At 48.3% G+C, this 17,086-nt stretch carries 14 protein-coding genes and 1 CRISPR repeat array; of the genes, 4 read left to right on the top strand and 10 right to left on the bottom strand.

Features of this window, described 5'->3' with window-relative positions; all coding sequences use genetic code 11:
- Positions 1-3 precede the first annotated feature (3 nt).
- Both KXD89_RS04715 and KXD89_RS04710 read right to left on the bottom strand, forming a co-directional pair.
- Positions 4-1,458 (bottom strand): FAD-binding oxidoreductase, encoded by a 1,455-nt coding sequence (locus tag KXD89_RS04715; protein WP_000059307.1) that lies wholly within the window; start codon positions 1,456-1,458, stop codon positions 4-6.
- A 69-nt stretch (positions 1,459-1,527) separates the two neighbouring features.
- Positions 1,528-2,313: an SDR family oxidoreductase gene (locus KXD89_RS04710; RefSeq protein WP_000021334.1), complete on the bottom strand. Its 786-nt coding sequence runs from the start codon at positions 2,311-2,313 to the stop codon at positions 1,528-1,530.
- Positions 2,314-2,631: 318 nt separating this feature from the next.
- On the opposite strand from KXD89_RS04710, the gene KXD89_RS04705 reads away from it, so the two are divergent.
- Positions 2,632-3,909: a nitrate/nitrite transporter gene (locus tag KXD89_RS04705; protein WP_001164544.1), complete on the top strand. Its 1,278-nt coding sequence runs from the start codon at positions 2,632-2,634 to the stop codon at positions 3,907-3,909.
- 26 nt (positions 3,910-3,935) lie between these two features.
- Positions 3,936-5,414: an FGGY-family carbohydrate kinase gene (locus KXD89_RS04700; RefSeq protein ID WP_000039688.1), complete on the top strand. Its 1,479-nt coding sequence runs from the start codon at positions 3,936-3,938 to the stop codon at positions 5,412-5,414.
- 639 nt (positions 5,415-6,053) lie between these two features.
- Positions 6,054-6,447: a CRISPR direct-repeat array (repeat unit 28 nt; unit sequence GGTTTATCCCCGCTGGCGCGGGGAACAC).
- A gap of 339 nt (positions 6,448-6,786) precedes the next feature.
- Here KXD89_RS04700 and queE read toward each other — a convergent pair.
- Positions 6,787-7,458 (bottom strand): 7-carboxy-7-deazaguanine synthase QueE, encoded by a 672-nt coding sequence (queE, locus tag KXD89_RS04695; protein ID WP_001199973.1) that lies wholly within the window; start codon positions 7,456-7,458, stop codon positions 6,787-6,789.
- A gap of 138 nt (positions 7,459-7,596) precedes the next feature.
- Here queE and yqcG point away from each other — a divergent pair, with 138 nt between their 5' ends.
- Together yqcG and KXD89_RS04685 are read left to right on the top strand one after the other, a co-directional pair.
- The gene (gene yqcG, locus KXD89_RS04690) at positions 7,597-7,737 is read left to right on the top strand and encodes a cell envelope stress response protein YqcG (protein ID WP_001288228.1); all 141 of its coding nucleotides are present in this window, start codon (positions 7,597-7,599) and stop codon (positions 7,735-7,737) included.
- Positions 7,738-7,750: 13 nt separating this feature from the next.
- Entirely contained in the window at positions 7,751-8,623 is an 873-nt protein-coding gene (locus KXD89_RS04685) for a YgcG family protein (protein WP_001268460.1), read from the top strand.
- Between the two features lie 59 nt (positions 8,624-8,682).
- Here the strand turns inward: KXD89_RS04685 and eno are convergent, their stop codons facing one another.
- The 7 genes from eno to rlmD form a co-directional block, all read right to left on the bottom strand.
- Positions 8,683-9,981: a phosphopyruvate hydratase gene (gene eno / locus KXD89_RS04680; protein WP_000036723.1), complete on the bottom strand. Its 1,299-nt coding sequence runs from the start codon at positions 9,979-9,981 to the stop codon at positions 8,683-8,685.
- An 87-nt stretch (positions 9,982-10,068) separates the two neighbouring features.
- A complete protein-coding gene (gene pyrG / locus KXD89_RS04675; protein WP_000210878.1) occupies positions 10,069-11,706 on the bottom strand; it encodes a glutamine hydrolyzing CTP synthase in 1,638 nt (545 codons plus the stop codon).
- A gap of 227 nt (positions 11,707-11,933) precedes the next feature.
- Positions 11,934-12,725: a nucleoside triphosphate pyrophosphohydrolase gene (gene mazG, locus KXD89_RS04670; protein WP_001071648.1), complete on the bottom strand. Its 792-nt coding sequence runs from the start codon at positions 12,723-12,725 to the stop codon at positions 11,934-11,936.
- 70 nt (positions 12,726-12,795) lie between these two features.
- Positions 12,796-13,131: an endoribonuclease MazF gene (gene mazF, locus KXD89_RS04665; protein WP_000254738.1), complete on the bottom strand. Its 336-nt coding sequence runs from the start codon at positions 13,129-13,131 to the stop codon at positions 12,796-12,798.
- Positions 13,131-13,379, bottom strand: coding sequence for a type II toxin-antitoxin system antitoxin MazE (mazE, locus tag KXD89_RS04660; protein WP_000581937.1), 249 nt, complete (start codon positions 13,377-13,379; stop codon positions 13,131-13,133). The genes mazF and mazE overlap by 1 nt, the downstream gene beginning before the upstream one ends.
- 77 nt (positions 13,380-13,456) lie before the next feature.
- A complete protein-coding gene (gene relA, locus KXD89_RS04655) occupies positions 13,457-15,691 on the bottom strand; it encodes a GTP diphosphokinase (protein ID WP_000226815.1) in 2,235 nt (744 codons plus the stop codon).
- Positions 15,692-15,738: 47 nt separating this feature from the next.
- On the bottom strand, positions 15,739-17,040 hold the full coding sequence (gene rlmD / locus KXD89_RS04650; RefSeq protein ID WP_000046812.1) for a 23S rRNA (uracil(1939)-C(5))-methyltransferase RlmD: 1,302 nt from the start codon (positions 17,038-17,040) through the stop codon (positions 15,739-15,741).
- Positions 17,041-17,086 lie beyond the last annotated feature (46 nt).

The following is a 17,086-nucleotide window of genomic DNA, read 5'->3' as shown; positions in this document are numbered from 1 at the left end:
ACATTATTTTTCAATCGGATAGATAGTACCCGTATTCATAATGCCATTAGGATCGAACTGCTTTTTCAGCCCTTCCAGCAACGCCCACGCGCTGCCGTGTTCCAGTTTGCTCCAGTGAACGCGATGTTTACCGATACCGTGGTGGTGCACCATCGAACCGCCGAGGCGAATGGTTTCTTCACAGATGATCTTGTTGAGCGGATTGTGGTACTTGTCGATTTCCTCTTCCGGCTTACAGTCAACGACGTTGTAATCGTAGACGAAGTACATGTTGGTGCCGTTCTGATAGCTATGAGAGGAATGACCGCCCAGCATGGTGATGTCGTCGGCGTGCGGGAACTCAGTACGAATACGGTTAATAACGCTTTCGTAGATTTCGTGGATGCAGCTCCAGCAGCCGGATACTTCGGTGGTAAAGCCCATGTTGCCGGTTTTGAGGATCTGCACACGTTCGGCAGCCACTTTATCCGGTCCCCAGTTCAGGTTGTTAAACCAGGTTTCGATCAGCTTGCTGTCCACGCGCTGGCATTGCGGGTAGCGGGCAACGATTTCCGCAATCCCTTCGCCCGTCACCTTCGCAATGCGAGGGTTACCTTCAGCCATAAAGATCAGCACGCATTTTCCGTCGGCAAAATGGGTGAAGTGTTGGGTGCCATCTTCAGCGTCATACAAACGAGCGATTGACGGACGATACCCTTCCACCATGATTTCACGCAGGATGTTGAAGCCGGTTTTCATGTCTTCCAGGATATAGCCGTAGAAGAGGTTGTTTTCCGGGGTGAATTTAAAGATTTTCACTGTTACTTCAGTGATATAGCACAATGCACCTTCGTTGCCGATGATGATGTGACGAATGTCCGGGCCAGCCGCGCGGCGTGGCACGTTTTTAATGCGTGTGACGGTGCCATCAGCCAATACTGCTTCCAGACCAACGACCATATCTTCGATTGCGCCGTAGAGTGTGGAGAACTGCCCGATACTTCGGGTTGCTACCAGGCCGCCCATCTGCGCCAGCGGCTTTGACTGCGGAGAATGCCCCGTGGTGTAACCTTTTTCACGCAACGCGTTTTCCAGCACTTCCAGCGGAACACCACATTGCGCCGTCGCCTGCATATTCTCAATATCAATATTAATGATTTGATTCATGGCGGAGCCGTCGAGCACCACCGAGTTTTCTACAACAGTTTCCAGCCCACCTTCGGTGGCGGAAGCACCGGTACGCGGCACACCGTTAATTTTGTGCGCATTCATAAAATTCAGCACACGGGATACTTGCTCTGTGGAACCGAGTTTTACGACCGCTGCCGGAATCGGCAAAGTATAAATGCCATGAATATCCGGAAATTTACGAAAACGGTCAATACTGTTTTTCTTTAATACTGTTTCATCGGTAATTACGCGATCTGCACCAACAATTTCCTTTAGCTGGTCGACAATCGCTGCGCGAGATAAAGACATAGTAATTCCTTCCTGATAATAAAAATGGAATAATCATTAATAAGAGAAAACAGAAACCACCGTTATGGGTTAGCGCACTAAATAACCGCCATCAACCACTAATAAATGCCCGTTGACATAATTCGATGCCGGACTTGCGAGGAATACGGCTGCGCCCATTAAATCCTGAGTATCGCCCCAACGGTTTGCCGGAATATGATCAAGAACGCGCTGATTGGTTTCTGGATTACTGCGTGTCGCCAGCGTAATATCTGTTGCATAATAGCCAGGGGCGATACCATTTACCTGAATATTATATTGACCTAGTTCATCACAATAAGCTTTGGTGAACCCGGCAAGAGCATGTTTAGTGGCAGAATATGCAGGTGACCATTGTCCACCTAAGTAAGAGAACAATGAACAGATATTAATAATTTTGCCGCTTTTCTGCGGGATCATAATTTTTGCAGCTTCATAGCTTAACTCGAATGCGGCGGTCAGGTTCACATCAATCATCGGATCCCAGTCGGCACGACCGAAGTCCAGCACCTTATTCAGCTTACAAATACCGGCATTGTTAACCAGAATATCAACTGTACCGAAACGCTCACAGCAAGCAGCGATAATCTTCTGCGGCGCGCCTTCTGCGGTGATACCCACCTGCATGAAGTCCACCTCAACACCCTGTTTTTCAATCATTTCCTTTGTTTCGCCGTTATCTTTGACGAAACTAGGAATAAAGATATTTGCGCCAGCTTTGGCCAACGCCATGGCAAATGCCTGGCCTAAACCGCTATTCCCACCGGTAACAATTGCGGTTTTACCTTTCAGGGAGAAAAAATCCATTGAGAACGCATTGAGAGATTCGATTGACATAGTTAGCTCCAATTTCCGTAAGGCAAAAAAAAAGAAAGGTAACTTCCCCCGCGAGAGGGAAGTTACCTTTCTCATTATCTCTGGTAACTGGAGATAATTTTTAGCATAAGGGCATAACTGCTAATGTGATCGTAATCACAGTGTGATATTCGTATTGTCAAATAATTTTAAAAAGCAGAAGCGTGATTACTCTCACACAACACCTCTGCTTTCCATGTTATTTATTATTTCAATTACTAGAGACCTGAGAAAAGTAATCCACCTGAAAGGGCGGCTTACTTTTCTCTTTTTTTTGTCTATTACAAATGGGAATACGATATGCAACACAACTCATATCGCCGTTGGATAACCCTCGCGATAATTAGTTTTAGCGGCGGCGTTAGTTTCGACCTGGCTTATTTACGTTATATTTATCAAATTCCCATGGCGAAATTTATGGGATTCAGCAATACCGAGATAGGTTTAATAATGAGTACCTTTGGTATTGCGGCCATTATTCTTTATGCCCCCAGCGGCGTTATTGCCGATAAATTTTCACACCGCAAAATGATTACTTCCGCGATGATCATTACCGGATTACTGGGTCTGTTAATGGCAACGTATCCACCGCTGTGGGTAATGCTCTGTATTCAGATCGCCTTTGCGATAACGACGATTTTAATGCTGTGGTCGGTGTCGATTAAAGCTGCATCGTTGCTTGGCGATCATAGCGAGCAAGGGAAAATTATGGGCTGGATGGAAGGGCTGCGCGGCGTCGGTGTAATGTCGCTGGCGGTGTTTACCATGTGGGTCTTTTCTCGCTTTGCACCGGATGACAGCACCAGCCTGAAAACGGTCATTATCATCTATAGTGTGGTTTACATCTTGTTGGGGATTCTGTGCTGGTTTTTTGTTAGCGATAACAACAACCTGCGCAGTGCCAATAACGAAGAAAAACAGTCATTCCAGCTTAGCGACATCCTGGCCGTTTTGCGTATCAGCACCACCTGGTATTGCAGCATGGTGATTTTTGGCGTCTTCACCATCTACGCCATTCTGAGTTACTCCACCAACTATCTGACCGAAATGTATGGCATGTCGCTGGTGGCGGCGAGCTACATGGGGATTGTGATCAACAAAATATTCCGCGCGCTGTGCGGCCCACTTGGCGGCATAATCACCACCTACAGCAAAGTGAAATCCCCTACCCGCGTGATCCAAATCCTTTCCGTACTCGGCCTGCTGACGTTAACTGCCCTGCTCGTCACGAACTCTAACCCGCAATCGGTCGCGATGGGGATTGGCCTGATTTTACTGCTGGGATTCACCTGTTACGCCTCACGCGGGCTGTACTGGGCCTGCCCTGGCGAAGCGAGAACACCGTCTTACATTATGGGCACCACGGTAGGTATTTGTTCGGTGATTGGATTCCTGCCGGATGTCTTCGTTTACCCAATTATCGGCCACTGGCAAGACACCCTGCCCGCTGCAGAAGCCTACCGCAATATGTGGCTGATGGGCATGGCGGCGCTTGGCATGGTGATTGTCTTTACCTTTTTGCTGTTCCAAAAAATTCGTACTGCTGATAGCGCCCCCGCAATGGCTAGCAGCAAGTAAGCCAGGAAAATTACAGGAGAAAAATCATGTCGAAAAAATACATCATAGGGATTGATGGCGGAAGTCAGAGCACAAAAGTGGTGATGTACGATCTGGAAGGTAACGTGGTTTGCGAAGGCAAAGGCTTATTACAGCCGATGCACACGCCAGATGCCGATACTGCAGAACATCCTGACGACGATTTATGGGCATCATTATGTTTTGCCGGTCACGATTTGATGAGTCAGTTTGCCGGGAATAAAGAAGATATTGTCGGTATTGGTCTGGGATCCATCCGTTGCTGCCGTGCGTTATTGAAAGCCGATGGCACGCCTGCTGCGCCGTTGATTAGCTGGCAGGATGCACGCGTTACACGCCCTTACGAACACACTAACCCTGACGTGGCATATGTCACCTCTTTTTCGGGTTATCTGACGCATCGCTTAACCGGCGAGTTTAAAGACAATATCGCCAACTATTTTGGTCAGTGGCCGGTGGATTATAAGAGCTGGGCATGGAGCGAAGATGCTGCGGTAATGGATAAGTTTAATATCCCCCGTCATATGCTGTTTGATGTGCAAATGCCTGGCACCGTCCTCGGACATATCACACCACAAGCCGCACTGGCGACACATTTCCCGGCAGGACTGCCGGTTGTTTGTACCACCAGTGATAAACCGGTAGAAGCTCTGGGGGCCGGATTACTGGATGATGAAACGGCGGTAATTTCTCTTGGCACTTACATCGCATTGATGATGAACGGCAAAGCACTGCCGAAAGATCCAGTAGCGTACTGGCCGATTATGTCTTCTATTCCGCAAACATTGCTGTATGAAGGTTACGGTATTCGCAAAGGCATGTGGACGGTGAGCTGGCTGCGCGACATGCTAGGCGAGTCGTTAATTCAGGATGCCAGGGCGCAGGATCTTTCACCGGAAGATTTACTCAACAAAAAAGCTTCTTGTGTGCCGCCAGGCTGTAATGGTCTGATGACGGTGCTGGACTGGCTGACCAATCCGTGGGAACCGTACAAACGCGGGATTATGATCGGCTTTGATTCCAGCATGGATTACGCATGGATATATCGTTCGATACTGGAAAGCGTGGCGCTGACGCTGAAGAACAATTACGACAATATGTGTAATGAAATGAATCACTTTGCGAAGCATGTGATCATTACTGGCGGCGGTTCGAACAGCGATCTGTTTATGCAGATTTTTGCCGACGTGTTCAACCTTCCGGCACGACGTAACGCCATTAACGGTTGTGCAAGCCTGGGGGCAGCGATTAATACAGCGGTAGGTCTGGGGCTATACCCGGATTACGCAACGGCTGTCGATAACATGGTTCGCGTGAAAGATATCTTTATACCGATTGAGAGCAATGCCAAACGCTACGACGCGATGAATAAAGGCATTTTCAAAGACCTAACCAAACATACTGATGTGATCCTGAAAAAATCGTATGAAGTGATGCATGGGGAATTGGGGAATGTGGATTCGATCCAGAGCTGGTCGAATGCGTAAGTGAGGAAGGCCGGGCGGGAAACTGCCCGGCCTGAACATACCTGAATGGTTATCCCCGCTGACGCGGGGAACATAAGTTCGACAACTTAAAAAATGATAACAAGTCCGGTTTATCCCCGCTGATGCAGGGAACATAATAAAAACTTTAACTAGTTCGGTTTATCCCTGTTTTTACAAGGAATATTAACTACACTCGATGTCTTTAGAATAAAAGACAATACGAATCGCACTTTATCAATTTTCACTTAAAGTATGAACTGGATATCTTTATTCATAAGAACTATTCATCAACAGCGTATAGAGGCGGTTATGTAAAACCACTCATTAGCCTCAAAACAAAGACAAACTTCCAGATTTATTACTTAACCAATGAATAACAAGCTTAAAAAATATACTGTTATTCTAAAGAAAAAATTAACAGGCATTAATTCAATATTAAAAAAATAATAGATTAAAATTTCTTAACGATTTAAGAATCATACAAATAACACTTTGATTAAATTTAATTTTTTGTATCGATAATTGTGAACCTCTCTGGCATGGAGAACTATTTTGAACATGAGGTGTTACGTGGATATGTTGCTTATTACAAGTACTGCTAATATAAAAACTTGAGAAAGAGATAACGGGTTATATGGTGGTTTATCCCCGCTGGCGCGGGGAACTCGACAGAACGGCCTCAGTAGTCTCGTCAGGCTCCGGTTTATCCCCGCTGGCGCGGGGAACACCTGTTTTCGCAAATCTATGGACTATTGCTATTCGGTTTATCCCCGCTGGCGCGGGGAACACGGGCGCACGGAATACAAAGCCGTGTATCTGCTCGGTTTATCCCCGCTGGCGCGGGGAACACTGGCTCTGCAACAGCAGCACCCATGACCACGTCGGTTTATCCCCGCTGGCGCGGGGAACACGAAATGCTGGTGAGCGTTAATGCCGCAAACACAGGTTTATCCCCGCTGGCGCGGGGAACACATTACGCCTTTTTGCGATTGCCCGGTTTTTGCCGGTTTATCCCCGCTGGCGCGGGGAACACTCTAAACATAACCTATTATTAATTAATGATTTTTTAAGCCAGTCACAATCTACCAACTTTATAGTATCACACAAACAACACATCCATTATGTTAAAGAGCACTTAATCCATTGATTAAAAAGGTAAATATTTAAAATAACTCTATACAAACTAAAATCTACCAAACTTTACCGCAATAATTTTCACTCCAGCGAAAAATTAATGCCACAGAATTTGTAGAGAATGCTAATGATTAGCCCTGGATGGGTAAAATGGAGGAGTTTTCAGAGGCGACAAACAATATAAATGAGTAGAAGTCTTTACAGGTTCCACCCATTTATAACGCTTATAAATGTTTAATCAGGCAATATTTAGATATTTATGTGTTTGCATCGACAAACGCCAATTACGCGCAATGCAGGTTTCAATGCACAAACGTGTGGCATCATCCTTTTGGCTAATCGGCTGCAGTGCAATGACTCGCGGTTTATCATCGGTCAGCGTTGCCAGTAGTTCATCCAGTGCTTCAATATCGCGTACGCGCCCCACTGGATGCTTGATTTCGTTGGCTCGCTCCAGTGCCTGTGACAACACTTCATAGCCGCCGCGCATGTTCAGCTTTGGCGATACGGTAACCCAGGTATTCGGTGTGCAGCGTACCTCATGAGTACCACTGGTTTCGATCTGGCAGCTAAAACCGTTCTTTTCGAGCAGATCAGTCAGTGGCAGCAAATCATGAATGCAAGGCTCACCACCCGTAATCACCACATGCCGCGCGGTGTATCCCTGGCGACCAATGACAGCCAGCAAATCTTCACTGCTCGCAGCCCCCCACTTATCACTCTCTTTGGTCTTCGCCAGAATGCTGAAAAGGGAGACTTCCCGATCCTCAAGCTTTTCCCAGGTGTGTTTGGTGTCGCACCAGGCACAGCCAACCGGGCATCCCTGTAAACGAATAAAAATGGCGGGAACGCCGGTAAAGTAACCCTCACCTTGCAGGGTCTGGAACATCTCGTTAATCGGGTACTGCATAGCATTCTCTGTGAAGTGGATAATTGTTAATTATTGCAGATCCTGCCACAACAATCATGTCTTATTAACATTCTGTTACAGGCAGGTTTAAAGAAAAATGCGAAACATATCGTTAATAATTAAAGGGAGTAACGTATTATGTCAGAAGAAAATAAAGAAAATGGATTTAATCATGTCAAAACATTCACCAAAATTATATTTATTTTTTCTGTATTAGTTTTTAATGATAACGAATATAAAATTACCGATGCCGCCGTCAATTTATTTATCCAGATTTAATGAGAAATTTATAATGCGCTATTTCATACTAATGTTCACTTTCGTATGTTCCTTTGTTGCAGCCCAACCAACTATTGTCCCACAATTACAGCAACAAGTTACGGATCTTACGAGTAGCTTAAACTCACAAGAAAAGAAAGAACTGACGCACAAGTTAGAATCTATTTTCAATAATACCCAAGTGCAAATTGCCGTATTAATTGTTCCCACAACCAAAGACGAGACAATTGAACAATATGCTACAAGAGTTTTTGACAATTGGCGTTTAGGAGATGCCAAACGTAATGATGGGATACTGATCGTTGTTGCCTGGTCGGATCGCACTGTCCGCATCCAGGTAGGTTATGGGCTGGAAGAAAAGGTAACCGATGCTCTGGCTGGAGATATCATCCGTAGCAACATGATACCCGCATTTAAACAACAAAAATTAGCTAAGGGATTAGAGCTAGCTATAAACGCTTTGAATAACCAACTCACTTCACAACACCAATATCCGACTAATCCTTCAGAAAGTGAATCAGCGTCTTCCAGTGATCATTATTACTTTGCTATTTTTTGGGTATTTGCAGTGATGTTCTTCCCTTTCTGGTTTTTTCATCAAGGCAGTAATTTTTGTCGCGCATGTAAAAGTGGAGTCTGTATTTCAGCAATCTATCTTTTAGATTTATTCCTGTTCTCCGATAAAATTTTTTCCATTGCTGTATTTTCCTTCTTTTTTACTTTCACCATATTTATGGTCTTTACCTGTTTATGTGTACTTCAGAAAAGAGCATCTGGTAGAAGTTATCATTCAGACAACAGCGGTTCCGCTGGAGGCTCAGATAGCGGCGGATTTAGCGGCGGGGGCGGTTCTTCTGGAGGTGGCGGCGCATCCGGCCGCTGGTAACTCAACCATAAAAAATGCCAGCCCGGAGGCTGGCATTTTTAAATCAGATAAAGTCAGTCTTATGCCTGGCCTTTGATCTCTTTACGACCGTTGTACGGTGCTTTTTCGCCCAGAGCTTCTTCGATACGAATCAGCTGGTTGTATTTAGCAACACGGTCAGAACGGCTCATAGAACCAGTTTTGATCTGGCCTGCAGCAGTACCAACAGCCAGGTCAGCGATGGTAGCGTCTTCAGTTTCGCCAGAACGGTGAGAGATAACTGCAGTGTAGCCAGCATCTTTCGCCATCTTGATTGCAGCCAGAGTTTCGGTCAGAGAACCGATCTGGTTGAATTTGATCAGGATGGAGTTAGCGATACCTTTTTCGATACCTTCTTTCAGGATCTTGGTGTTGGTTACGAACAGGTCGTCACCAACCAGCTGGATTTTGTCGCCCAGAACTTTGGTCTGGTATGCGAAACCGTCCCAGTCAGATTCGTCCAGACCGTCTTCGATAGAAACGATCGGGTACTGTTTGGTCAGTTCTTCCAGGAAGTGAGTGAATTCTTCAGAGGTGAACGCTTTGTTGCCTTCGCCAGCCAGAACGTATTTACCATCTTTGTAGAATTCAGAAGCTGCGCAGTCCATCGCCAAAGTGATGTCTTTGCCCAGTTCATAACCAGCAGCTTTAACAGCTTCAGCGATAACAGCCAGAGCTTCAGCGTTGGAACCCAGGTTCGGCGCATAGCCACCTTCGTCACCAACAGCAGTGTTCATGCCTTTCGCTTTCAGAACTTTTGCCAGGTGATGGAAAACTTCAGAACCCATGCGGATGGCTTCTTTCACAGTTTTCGCGCCAACCGGCTGAATCATGAATTCCTGGATATCAACGTTGTTGTCAGCGTGCTCACCACCGTTGATGATGTTCATCATCGGAACCGGCATAGAGTATTTGCCCGGAGTACCGTTCAGTTCAGCGATGTGCTCGTACAGCGGCATACCTTTAGCAGCTGCAGCAGCTTTGGCGTTAGCCAGAGATACAGCCAGGATTGCGTTCGCGCCGAATTTGGATTTGTTTTCGGTGCCGTCCAGGTCGATCATGATCTTGTCAATGCCAGCCTGATCTTTAGCATCTTTGCCAATCAGCGCCTGAGCGATCGGGCCGTTTACCGCAGCAACAGCTTTGGTTACGCCTTTACCCAGGAAACGGGATTTGTCGCCATCGCGCAGTTCCAGAGCTTCACGGGAACCAGTAGAAGCACCTGACGGAGCAGCTGCCATACCGACGAAACCACCCTCCAGATGTACTTCGGCTTCAACAGTCGGGTTACCACGGGAGTCGATGATTTCACGACCGATGATTTTTACGATTTTGGACATTAGGTTTTCCTCAAGTCACTAGTTAAACTGAAACTCCAGACAAACAACGCGTACCCAGGGTACGCGTTGCCGCTCTAACTTTTTTACTTACTTCGCCTGACGTTTCTGGAACTCGCTGGCGGCTTTCACAAAGCCTGCAAACAGCGGGTGACCATCACGTGGAGTAGAAGTAAACTCCGGATGGAACTGGCAAGCCACGAACCACGGGTGATTCGGAACTTCGATGATCTCGACCAACTGATCATCCCCGGAACGGCCCGCAACGCGCAGACCTGCATCTTCAATCTGTTTCAACAGCATGTTGTTGACTTCGTAACGGTGACGATGACGCTCAACAATTGTCGGCGCATTGTACAGCTGGCGAACCAGGCTATCGTCAACCAACTGGCACTGCTGTGCGCCGAGACGCATGGTACCGCCGAGATCGCTCTTCTCGCTACGAACTTCAACGTTGCCGTTTTCATCGCGCCACTCGGTAATCAGCGCCACAACCGGGTACTTACAGTCTGGCACAAATTCCGTAGAGTTGGCGTTCTCCATGTTGGCAACATGGCGAGCGTAATCAATTAACGCCACCTGCATACCCAGGCAAATGCCCAGATAAGGAATATTGTTCTCACGCGCAAAACGCGCGGTCGTAATCATGCCTTCTACGCCACGATAGCCGAAACCGCCAGGTACGAGGATTGCGTCCAGACCTTTAAGGATTTCAACGCCGCGCGTTTCAACATCTTGTGAATCGATCAGTTTGATGTTGACGCTGACACGATTCTTCAGCCCACCGTGTTTCAGTGCTTCGATCACTGATTTATAAGCATCCGGCAGTTCAATGTACTTGCCGACCATACCGATGGTGACTTCACTTACCGGGTTCGCTTCTTCGAAGATAACCTGTTCCCATTCGGACAGATTCGCTTCCGGGCAGTTTAAGCTGAATCGTTTACAAATATAATCGTCCAGCCCCTGAGATTTCAACAGGCCCGGAATTTTATAGATGGAATCGACGTCTTTCAGAGAAATAACCGCTTTTTCCGGAACATTACAGAACAATGCAATCTTCGCACGTTCGTTCGCCGGAACAGCGCGATCTGAACGACAAATCAGGATGTCAGGCTGGATACCGATGGAGAGCAGCTCTTTTACAGAGTGCTGAGTCGGTTTGGTTTTGACTTCACCAGACGCTGCCATGTACGGCACCAGCGTCAGGTGCATAAACAGAGTGTGCTCACGGCCAATTTCAACAGCCATCTGGCGAATCGCTTCGAGGAACGGCAAGGATTCGATATCACCTACTGTACCGCCGATTTCTACCAGTACTACGTCATGACCTTCGCCACCTTCCAGCACGCGCTCTTTGATTGCGTTAGTGATGTGCGGAATAACCTGCACGGTTGCGCCGAGGTAGTCACCGCGGCGTTCTTTACGCAGAACGTCAGAGTAGATACGACCCGTGGTGAAGTTGTTGCGGCGGCTCATTTTGGTACGAATGAAACGCTCGTAGTGCCCCAGGTCCAGGTCGGTTTCAGCGCCGTCTTCAGTAACGAACACTTCCCCGTGTTGGATTGGGCTCATAGTACCTGGATCGACGTTGATGTACGGATCCAGTTTCATGATGGTCACATTGAGGCCACGGGCTTCAAGAATGGCTGCGAGGGAGGCTGCGGCAATGCCTTTACCCAGAGAGGATACGACCCCGCCGGTCACAAAAATATAGTTCGTTGTCATGCTGAACCTGAGAAGTTAGGTTGAAAAGACGATGGAATAACCAAGACGGGAAAGCAGTATACCCGAACATGACCTGTGCCACAAACTTTCATTATCCCTCCTCTTCGCCAGCGCACTATTGAAATCAGGAGTGAGAAAATAGCCCCTTTGGGGTAAATGTTTTTGACGCAAATCAAGCGCTTGTCATTTAAAAAATGACACAAATGGCGCTTGACCGCGTAATTCCCTTAGAGATCAATTTCCTGCCGTTTTACCTGTTGCCAGACTTCTTCCATTGTTTCGAGGTCAACACCTGTCATTTCCAGTCCACGCGCGGCAACAATACGCTCCACTTCGCGAAAACGACGCTCGAATTTTTCGTTCGCTTTTTGCAATGCGATTTCTGCTTTCGTCCCTAAATGGCGAGCCAGATTAACCGTGGCAAACAGCAGGTCCCCCATTTCCTCCTCCAGTTTAGCCTGGTCGACAACAGCCTGCCGCGCTTCGTACATCACCTCGTCGATCTCTTCGTAGACTTTATCGACTACCGGACCAAGCGTCGTCCAATCGAAGCCAACGTTGGCGCAACGTTTCTGGATTTTTTGCGCACGCATTAAAGCCGGTAAACTACGAGGAATATCGTCCAGCGCCGAATGCTGCGCTTTCTGCGCGCGCTCTTCGGTTTTGATTTGCTCCCAACGGGCAAGCACTTCACTACTGTTTTCGGCAGAACTATCAGCAAAAACATGCGGATGGCGACGCTCTAATTTATCGCTAATAGCAGCGCAAATATCATTAAAGTCAAAGCGCCCTTCTTCCTGAGCCATTTGCGCGTAAAACACCACCTGGAATAGCAGATCGCCCAGTTCACCGCGAAGATCGTCAAAATCTTCACGGGCGATGGCGTCCAGCACTTCGTAGGTTTCTTCAAGGGTGTAAGGCGCAATGGTGGCAAATGTCTGCTCTTTATCCCACGGGCAGCCGTTTTCCGGATCGCGCAGGCGCTGCATAATAGTGAGCAAACGGTCGATTTGATTCATTGAATTGTCCTGAAAATTGCGGGTCTGTCAGGTGGAAACCTGTGACCAGAATAGAAGTGAGTTAGTAACACTACCCAATCAGTACGTTAATTTTGGCTTTAATGAGTTGTAATTCCTCTGGGGCAACTGTTCCTTTCTTCGTTGCTCCTCTTGCCCGCCAGGCGATACTTTTTACCTGATCAGCTAACGCTACGCCATCACGTTCCTGACCGGATAAAACAACTTCGAACGGATATCCTTTTGATTGCGTTGTACAAGGAACACACAGACACATACCTGTTTTGTTGTTGTACATGAAAGGACTCAGGACAACAGCTGGACGATGTCCAGCTTGCTCGCTACCTTTTGTCGGGTCAAAATCAACCCAAATCAGATCGCCCATATCGGGTACGTATCGGCTTACCATTACCAGACTTCCTTATCTTTCGGCTCTCCCCAGTCGATATTCTCGTGGAGGTTTTCCGGCGTGATGTCGTTGACCAGTTCAGCAAGCGTAAATACGGGCTCTTTACGCACTGGCTCAATAATTAATTTGCCATCCACCAGGTCAATCTTCACTTCATCATCAATATTCAGATTGAGCGCCTGCATTAACGTAGCCGGGATCCGCACCGCCGGTGAATTTCCCCAACGCTTTACGCTACTGTGGATCATAACCCTTTCCTCAAACCGCTATCATATGTAGATACAGTATATATCAATCTACATTGTAGATACGAGCAAATTTCGGCCTAACTCCCGTGCAACCGACGCGCGTCGATAACATCCGGCACCTGGTTGAGTTTACCCAGCACGCGCCCCAGCACTTGCAGGTTGTAAATCTCAATGGTCATGTCGATGGTCGCCAGTTGCTGTTTGGTGTCGCTACGGCTGGCAACGCCAAGCACGTTCACCTTCTCGTTGGCGAGAATGGTCGTGATATCACGTAACAACCCACTACGATCATTAGCTACCACGCGGACCACCAGCGAATATCCGGCGGAGTAGCTCTCACCCCATACCGCGTCAACAATGCGTTCTGGCGCATGGGAGCGCAGTTCCGCCAGTTGTTCGCAATCGGCGCGGTGTACTGAAATACCGCGCCCCTGGGTAATGAAGCCGACAATCTCATCTCCAGGAATCGGCTGGCAGCAGCGCGCGATGTGGTGCATCAGGTTGCCAACACCTTCGACTACCACGCGACCGTTATCTTTACTGCGGTTTTGCGGCGTGTAGCTTTTTTGCTGAAGTTGCTTCAGCGCGGCGGCGTCCTGCTCTTCGGCACTCGGCTTATTAAATTGCGATTGCAGGAAGTTCACCATCTGATTGAGACGGATATCCCCGCCACCAATCGCCGCCAGCAACTCGTCGACATCATTGAAGTTGTAACGCGGCAGCAGATGTTTTTCTGCTTCTTTCAGGCTGATCCCCAGATGTTCCAGCTCGTCGTCAAGGATTTGCCGCCCAGCCAGAATGTTTTTGTCACGGTCCTGTTTACGGAACCAGGCGTGAATTTTCGAACGCCCACGGCTGGTTGTGACGTAACCGAGGTTTGGGTTTAACCAGTCACGGCTGGGGTTCGGCTGTTTCTGGGTGATAATTTCAATCTGGTCGCCCATCTGCAGCTGGTAGGTGAACGGCACAATGCGCCCGCCAATTTTTGCCCCGATGCAGCGGTGTCCGACATCACTGTGGATGTGGTAAGCGAAGTCCAGCGGCGTTGATCCCGCAGGCAAATCAACGACATCACCTTTCGGCGTAAAGACGTACACCCGGTCGTCAAAGACCTGACTACGTACTTCGTCGAGCATTTCGCCGGAATCAGCCATCTCTTCCTGCCACGCAATCAGTTTACGCAGCCAGGCAATCCGGTCTTCATGTCCCGAACGTGCGCCGCCAGCAGCCGCGCCCTCTTTATATTTCCAGTGCGCAGCAACACCCAACTCTGCATCTTCATGCATCTGTTTGGTGCGGATTTGGATCTCAACGGTTTTTCCACCCGGCCCCAGAACCACGGTATGAATAGACTGATAACCGTTTGGTTTCGGGTTAGCGACGTAATCGTCAAACTCATCCGGCAGGTGGCGATAGTGAGTGTGCACTATCCCCAGTGCGGCATAGCAATCCTGTAAACGCTCGGCGACAATACGTACCGCACGCACATCAAACAGCTCATCAAAGGCGAGGTTCTTTTTCTGCATTTTACGCCAGATGCTGTAGATGTGTTTCGGACGACCATACACTTCCGCTTTAACGCCTTCAGCTTTCATCTCAGCGCGCAGATGACCAACGAACTCTTCGATGTAGTGTTCGCGGTCGAGACGCCGTTCATGCAGCAGTTTGGCAATTCGTTTGTATTCGGTTGGATGGAGGTAACGGAAGCAGTAATCTTCCAGTTCCCATTTCAGTTGTCCGATTCCGAGACGGTTAGCCAGCGGTGCGTAGATGTTGGTACACTCTTTTGCCGCCAGTACACGTTCATCTTCCGGCGCATCTTTTACTTCGCGCAGATGAGCAATACGCTCCGCCAGTTTGATGACTACGCAGCGAAAATCATCGACCATCGCCAATAACATCCGGCGAACGTTATCGACCTGTTCGGAGGAAACAGAATCAGTGTGCGTCGCTTTCAGCTGGCGGATCGCCGCCATATCACGCACGCCGTGAATAAGGTTAACGACCGACTTACCGACGCTCTCACGCAGCACATCTTCGCTGACTACGTTGGCATCCGCCAGAGGGAAAAGCAGCGCCGCCCGCAGCGTGTCAATGTCCATACTTAATGTCGAGAGGATCTCCACCATCTCAACACCACGCCACAATAACAGACTGGCATCCGGATGCCCCTGCGTCTGTTGCAGACAATACGCCCAGGTTTCGGCTAAGCACTCACACGACTTCTGGCTGGTAATACCCAGACTTGCGATCCATTTTTCCGGATCAAATTCACCAGCCTTATTGATATGTGCACTTCTTACCGCAACCATCGTCCTCTCCTTTAGGGACCAGACCTGCCGAAATCGGCAAATCGCAACTATTTAACGCGCGAGAAAAGTACCATCGATTCCAGATGTCCCGTGTGTGGGAACATATCCAGCATCGCCAGTCGCGCAATGGTATATCCTGCTTTTAATAACGCTTCGCTATCCCGAGCCAGCGTTGCAGGGTTACAGGATACATAAACTATACGAATAGGTTCCAGTTTTATAATTTGCTGCATAACACCTGCGGCACCTGCTCGCGCCGGGTCCAGCAACACTTTATCGAAGCCGTTTTTCGCCCACGGCTGCTTTGTGACATCTTCTTCAAGATTTTCGTGATAAAACGTCACATTCTGTAAGCCATTAAGACGCGCATTCTGCTGGCCTTTTTCCACCAGCGCCGGAACACCTTCTACACCGACCACACTGGCAGCTTGTGTCGCCAATGGCAGTGTAAAGTTGCCCATACCGCAGAACAGATCCAGTACGCGATCTTCAGGTTGCACATCCAGCCATTCCAACGCACGCGCTACCATTTTTTGGTTCACACCCGCATTGACCTGAATAAAATCGCGCGGGCTAAAAGTTAAGCGCAACCCGTTTGAGTCATACCAGGGCATCTCACCAGAGACGGTTTCGAGTATCTCACTATCGGGGGCGAGATACAGATCCAGGCCTTCAGAATGCGAAAAGCGTTCCAGTTTTTCGCGATCTGCCGAACTTAGCGGTGCGGTATGGCGCAAAATCATCAGCGTGCCGCTGGTTGCCTGTACCAGTTCAACATGACCAAGATGGCGCATAGCTTGTAAGCTGCCCAGACATGCCCTGACTTTGGGCAGCAATGCTTCAAGTTGGGGCGCTAAAATGGGGCATTGTTTGACGTCGACAATGTCACTGGAGCCCGCTTTGCGAAACCCCATCTGAAGTTGCTGTGTTTTCGGTAAGTAGTTCAGACTTAAACGCGCGCGACGGCGATAGCCCCAGGGAACATCGGCGATCACTTCAGAGACATCGTGTTTCATTAATCGGGCGAGTGCCGCACTTTTGCTTCGCTGCTGTAAATCCACGCTGGCGTGTTGTTGCTGACAGCCACCGCATACGCCAAAATGAGGACAGCGTGGCGTTTCGCGTTCCGGGCTATCGCTTAACCGGCGTACGACTTTAGCGCGGGCATACTGTTTTTTATCTTCAGTAACAGTAACTTCCGCGTTTTCCTGCGGCAATAATCCGGGGATAAATAGCGTTTTGCCGTTATGTCGCGCCACGCCCTGACCAAAAGAGTCGAGGTCGTTGACTGAAACGGTTATGATCTGACGCGTCGTCGTGCGTCGTTTTGCAGAGTAGAATTGCGCCATTGGCGAGACTTTCTCAATTTAACAGTGTGACCTTAATTGTCCCATA

The organism is Escherichia sp. TC-EC600-tetX4 (assembly GCF_019356055.1).
Lineage (GTDB): Bacteria > Pseudomonadota > Gammaproteobacteria > Enterobacterales > Enterobacteriaceae.
The sequence above is the reverse complement of the archived record's forward strand: the minus strand, read 5'-3'. Positions and strand labels throughout refer to the sequence as shown.

Excerpts from the sequence above, each read along its gene's own strand:
- KXD89_RS04715 (WP_000059307.1), bottom strand. The coding sequence starts at position 1,458 with ATGTCTTTATCTCGCGCAGCGATTGTCGACCAGCTAAAGGAAATTGTT.
- KXD89_RS04710 (WP_000021334.1), bottom strand. The coding sequence starts at position 2,313 with ATGTCAATCGAATCTCTCAATGCGTTCTCAATGGATTTTTTCTCCCTG.
- KXD89_RS04705 (WP_001164544.1), top strand. The coding sequence starts at position 2,632 with ATGCAACACAACTCATATCGCCGTTGGATAACCCTCGCGATAATTAGT.
- KXD89_RS04700 (WP_000039688.1), top strand. The coding sequence starts at position 3,936 with ATGTCGAAAAAATACATCATAGGGATTGATGGCGGAAGTCAGAGCACA.
- queE (WP_001199973.1), bottom strand. The coding sequence starts at position 7,458 with ATGCAGTACCCGATTAACGAGATGTTCCAGACCCTGCAAGGTGAGGGT.
- yqcG (WP_001288228.1), top strand. The coding sequence starts at position 7,597 with ATGTCAGAAGAAAATAAAGAAAATGGATTTAATCATGTCAAAACATTC.
- KXD89_RS04685 (WP_001268460.1), top strand. The coding sequence starts at position 7,751 with ATGCGCTATTTCATACTAATGTTCACTTTCGTATGTTCCTTTGTTGCA.
- eno (WP_000036723.1), bottom strand. The coding sequence starts at position 9,981 with ATGTCCAAAATCGTAAAAATCATCGGTCGTGAAATCATCGACTCCCGT.
- pyrG (WP_000210878.1), bottom strand. The coding sequence starts at position 11,706 with ATGACAACGAACTATATTTTTGTGACCGGCGGGGTCGTATCCTCTCTG.
- mazG (WP_001071648.1), bottom strand. The coding sequence starts at position 12,725 with ATGAATCAAATCGACCGTTTGCTCACTATTATGCAGCGCCTGCGCGAT.
- mazF (WP_000254738.1), bottom strand. The coding sequence starts at position 13,131 with ATGGTAAGCCGATACGTACCCGATATGGGCGATCTGATTTGGGTTGAT.
- mazE (WP_000581937.1), bottom strand. The coding sequence starts at position 13,379 with ATGATCCACAGTAGCGTAAAGCGTTGGGGAAATTCACCGGCGGTGCGG.
- relA (WP_000226815.1), bottom strand. The coding sequence starts at position 15,691 with ATGGTTGCGGTAAGAAGTGCACATATCAATAAGGCTGGTGAATTTGAT.
- rlmD (WP_000046812.1), bottom strand. The coding sequence starts at position 17,040 with ATGGCGCAATTCTACTCTGCAAAACGACGCACGACGACGCGTCAGATC.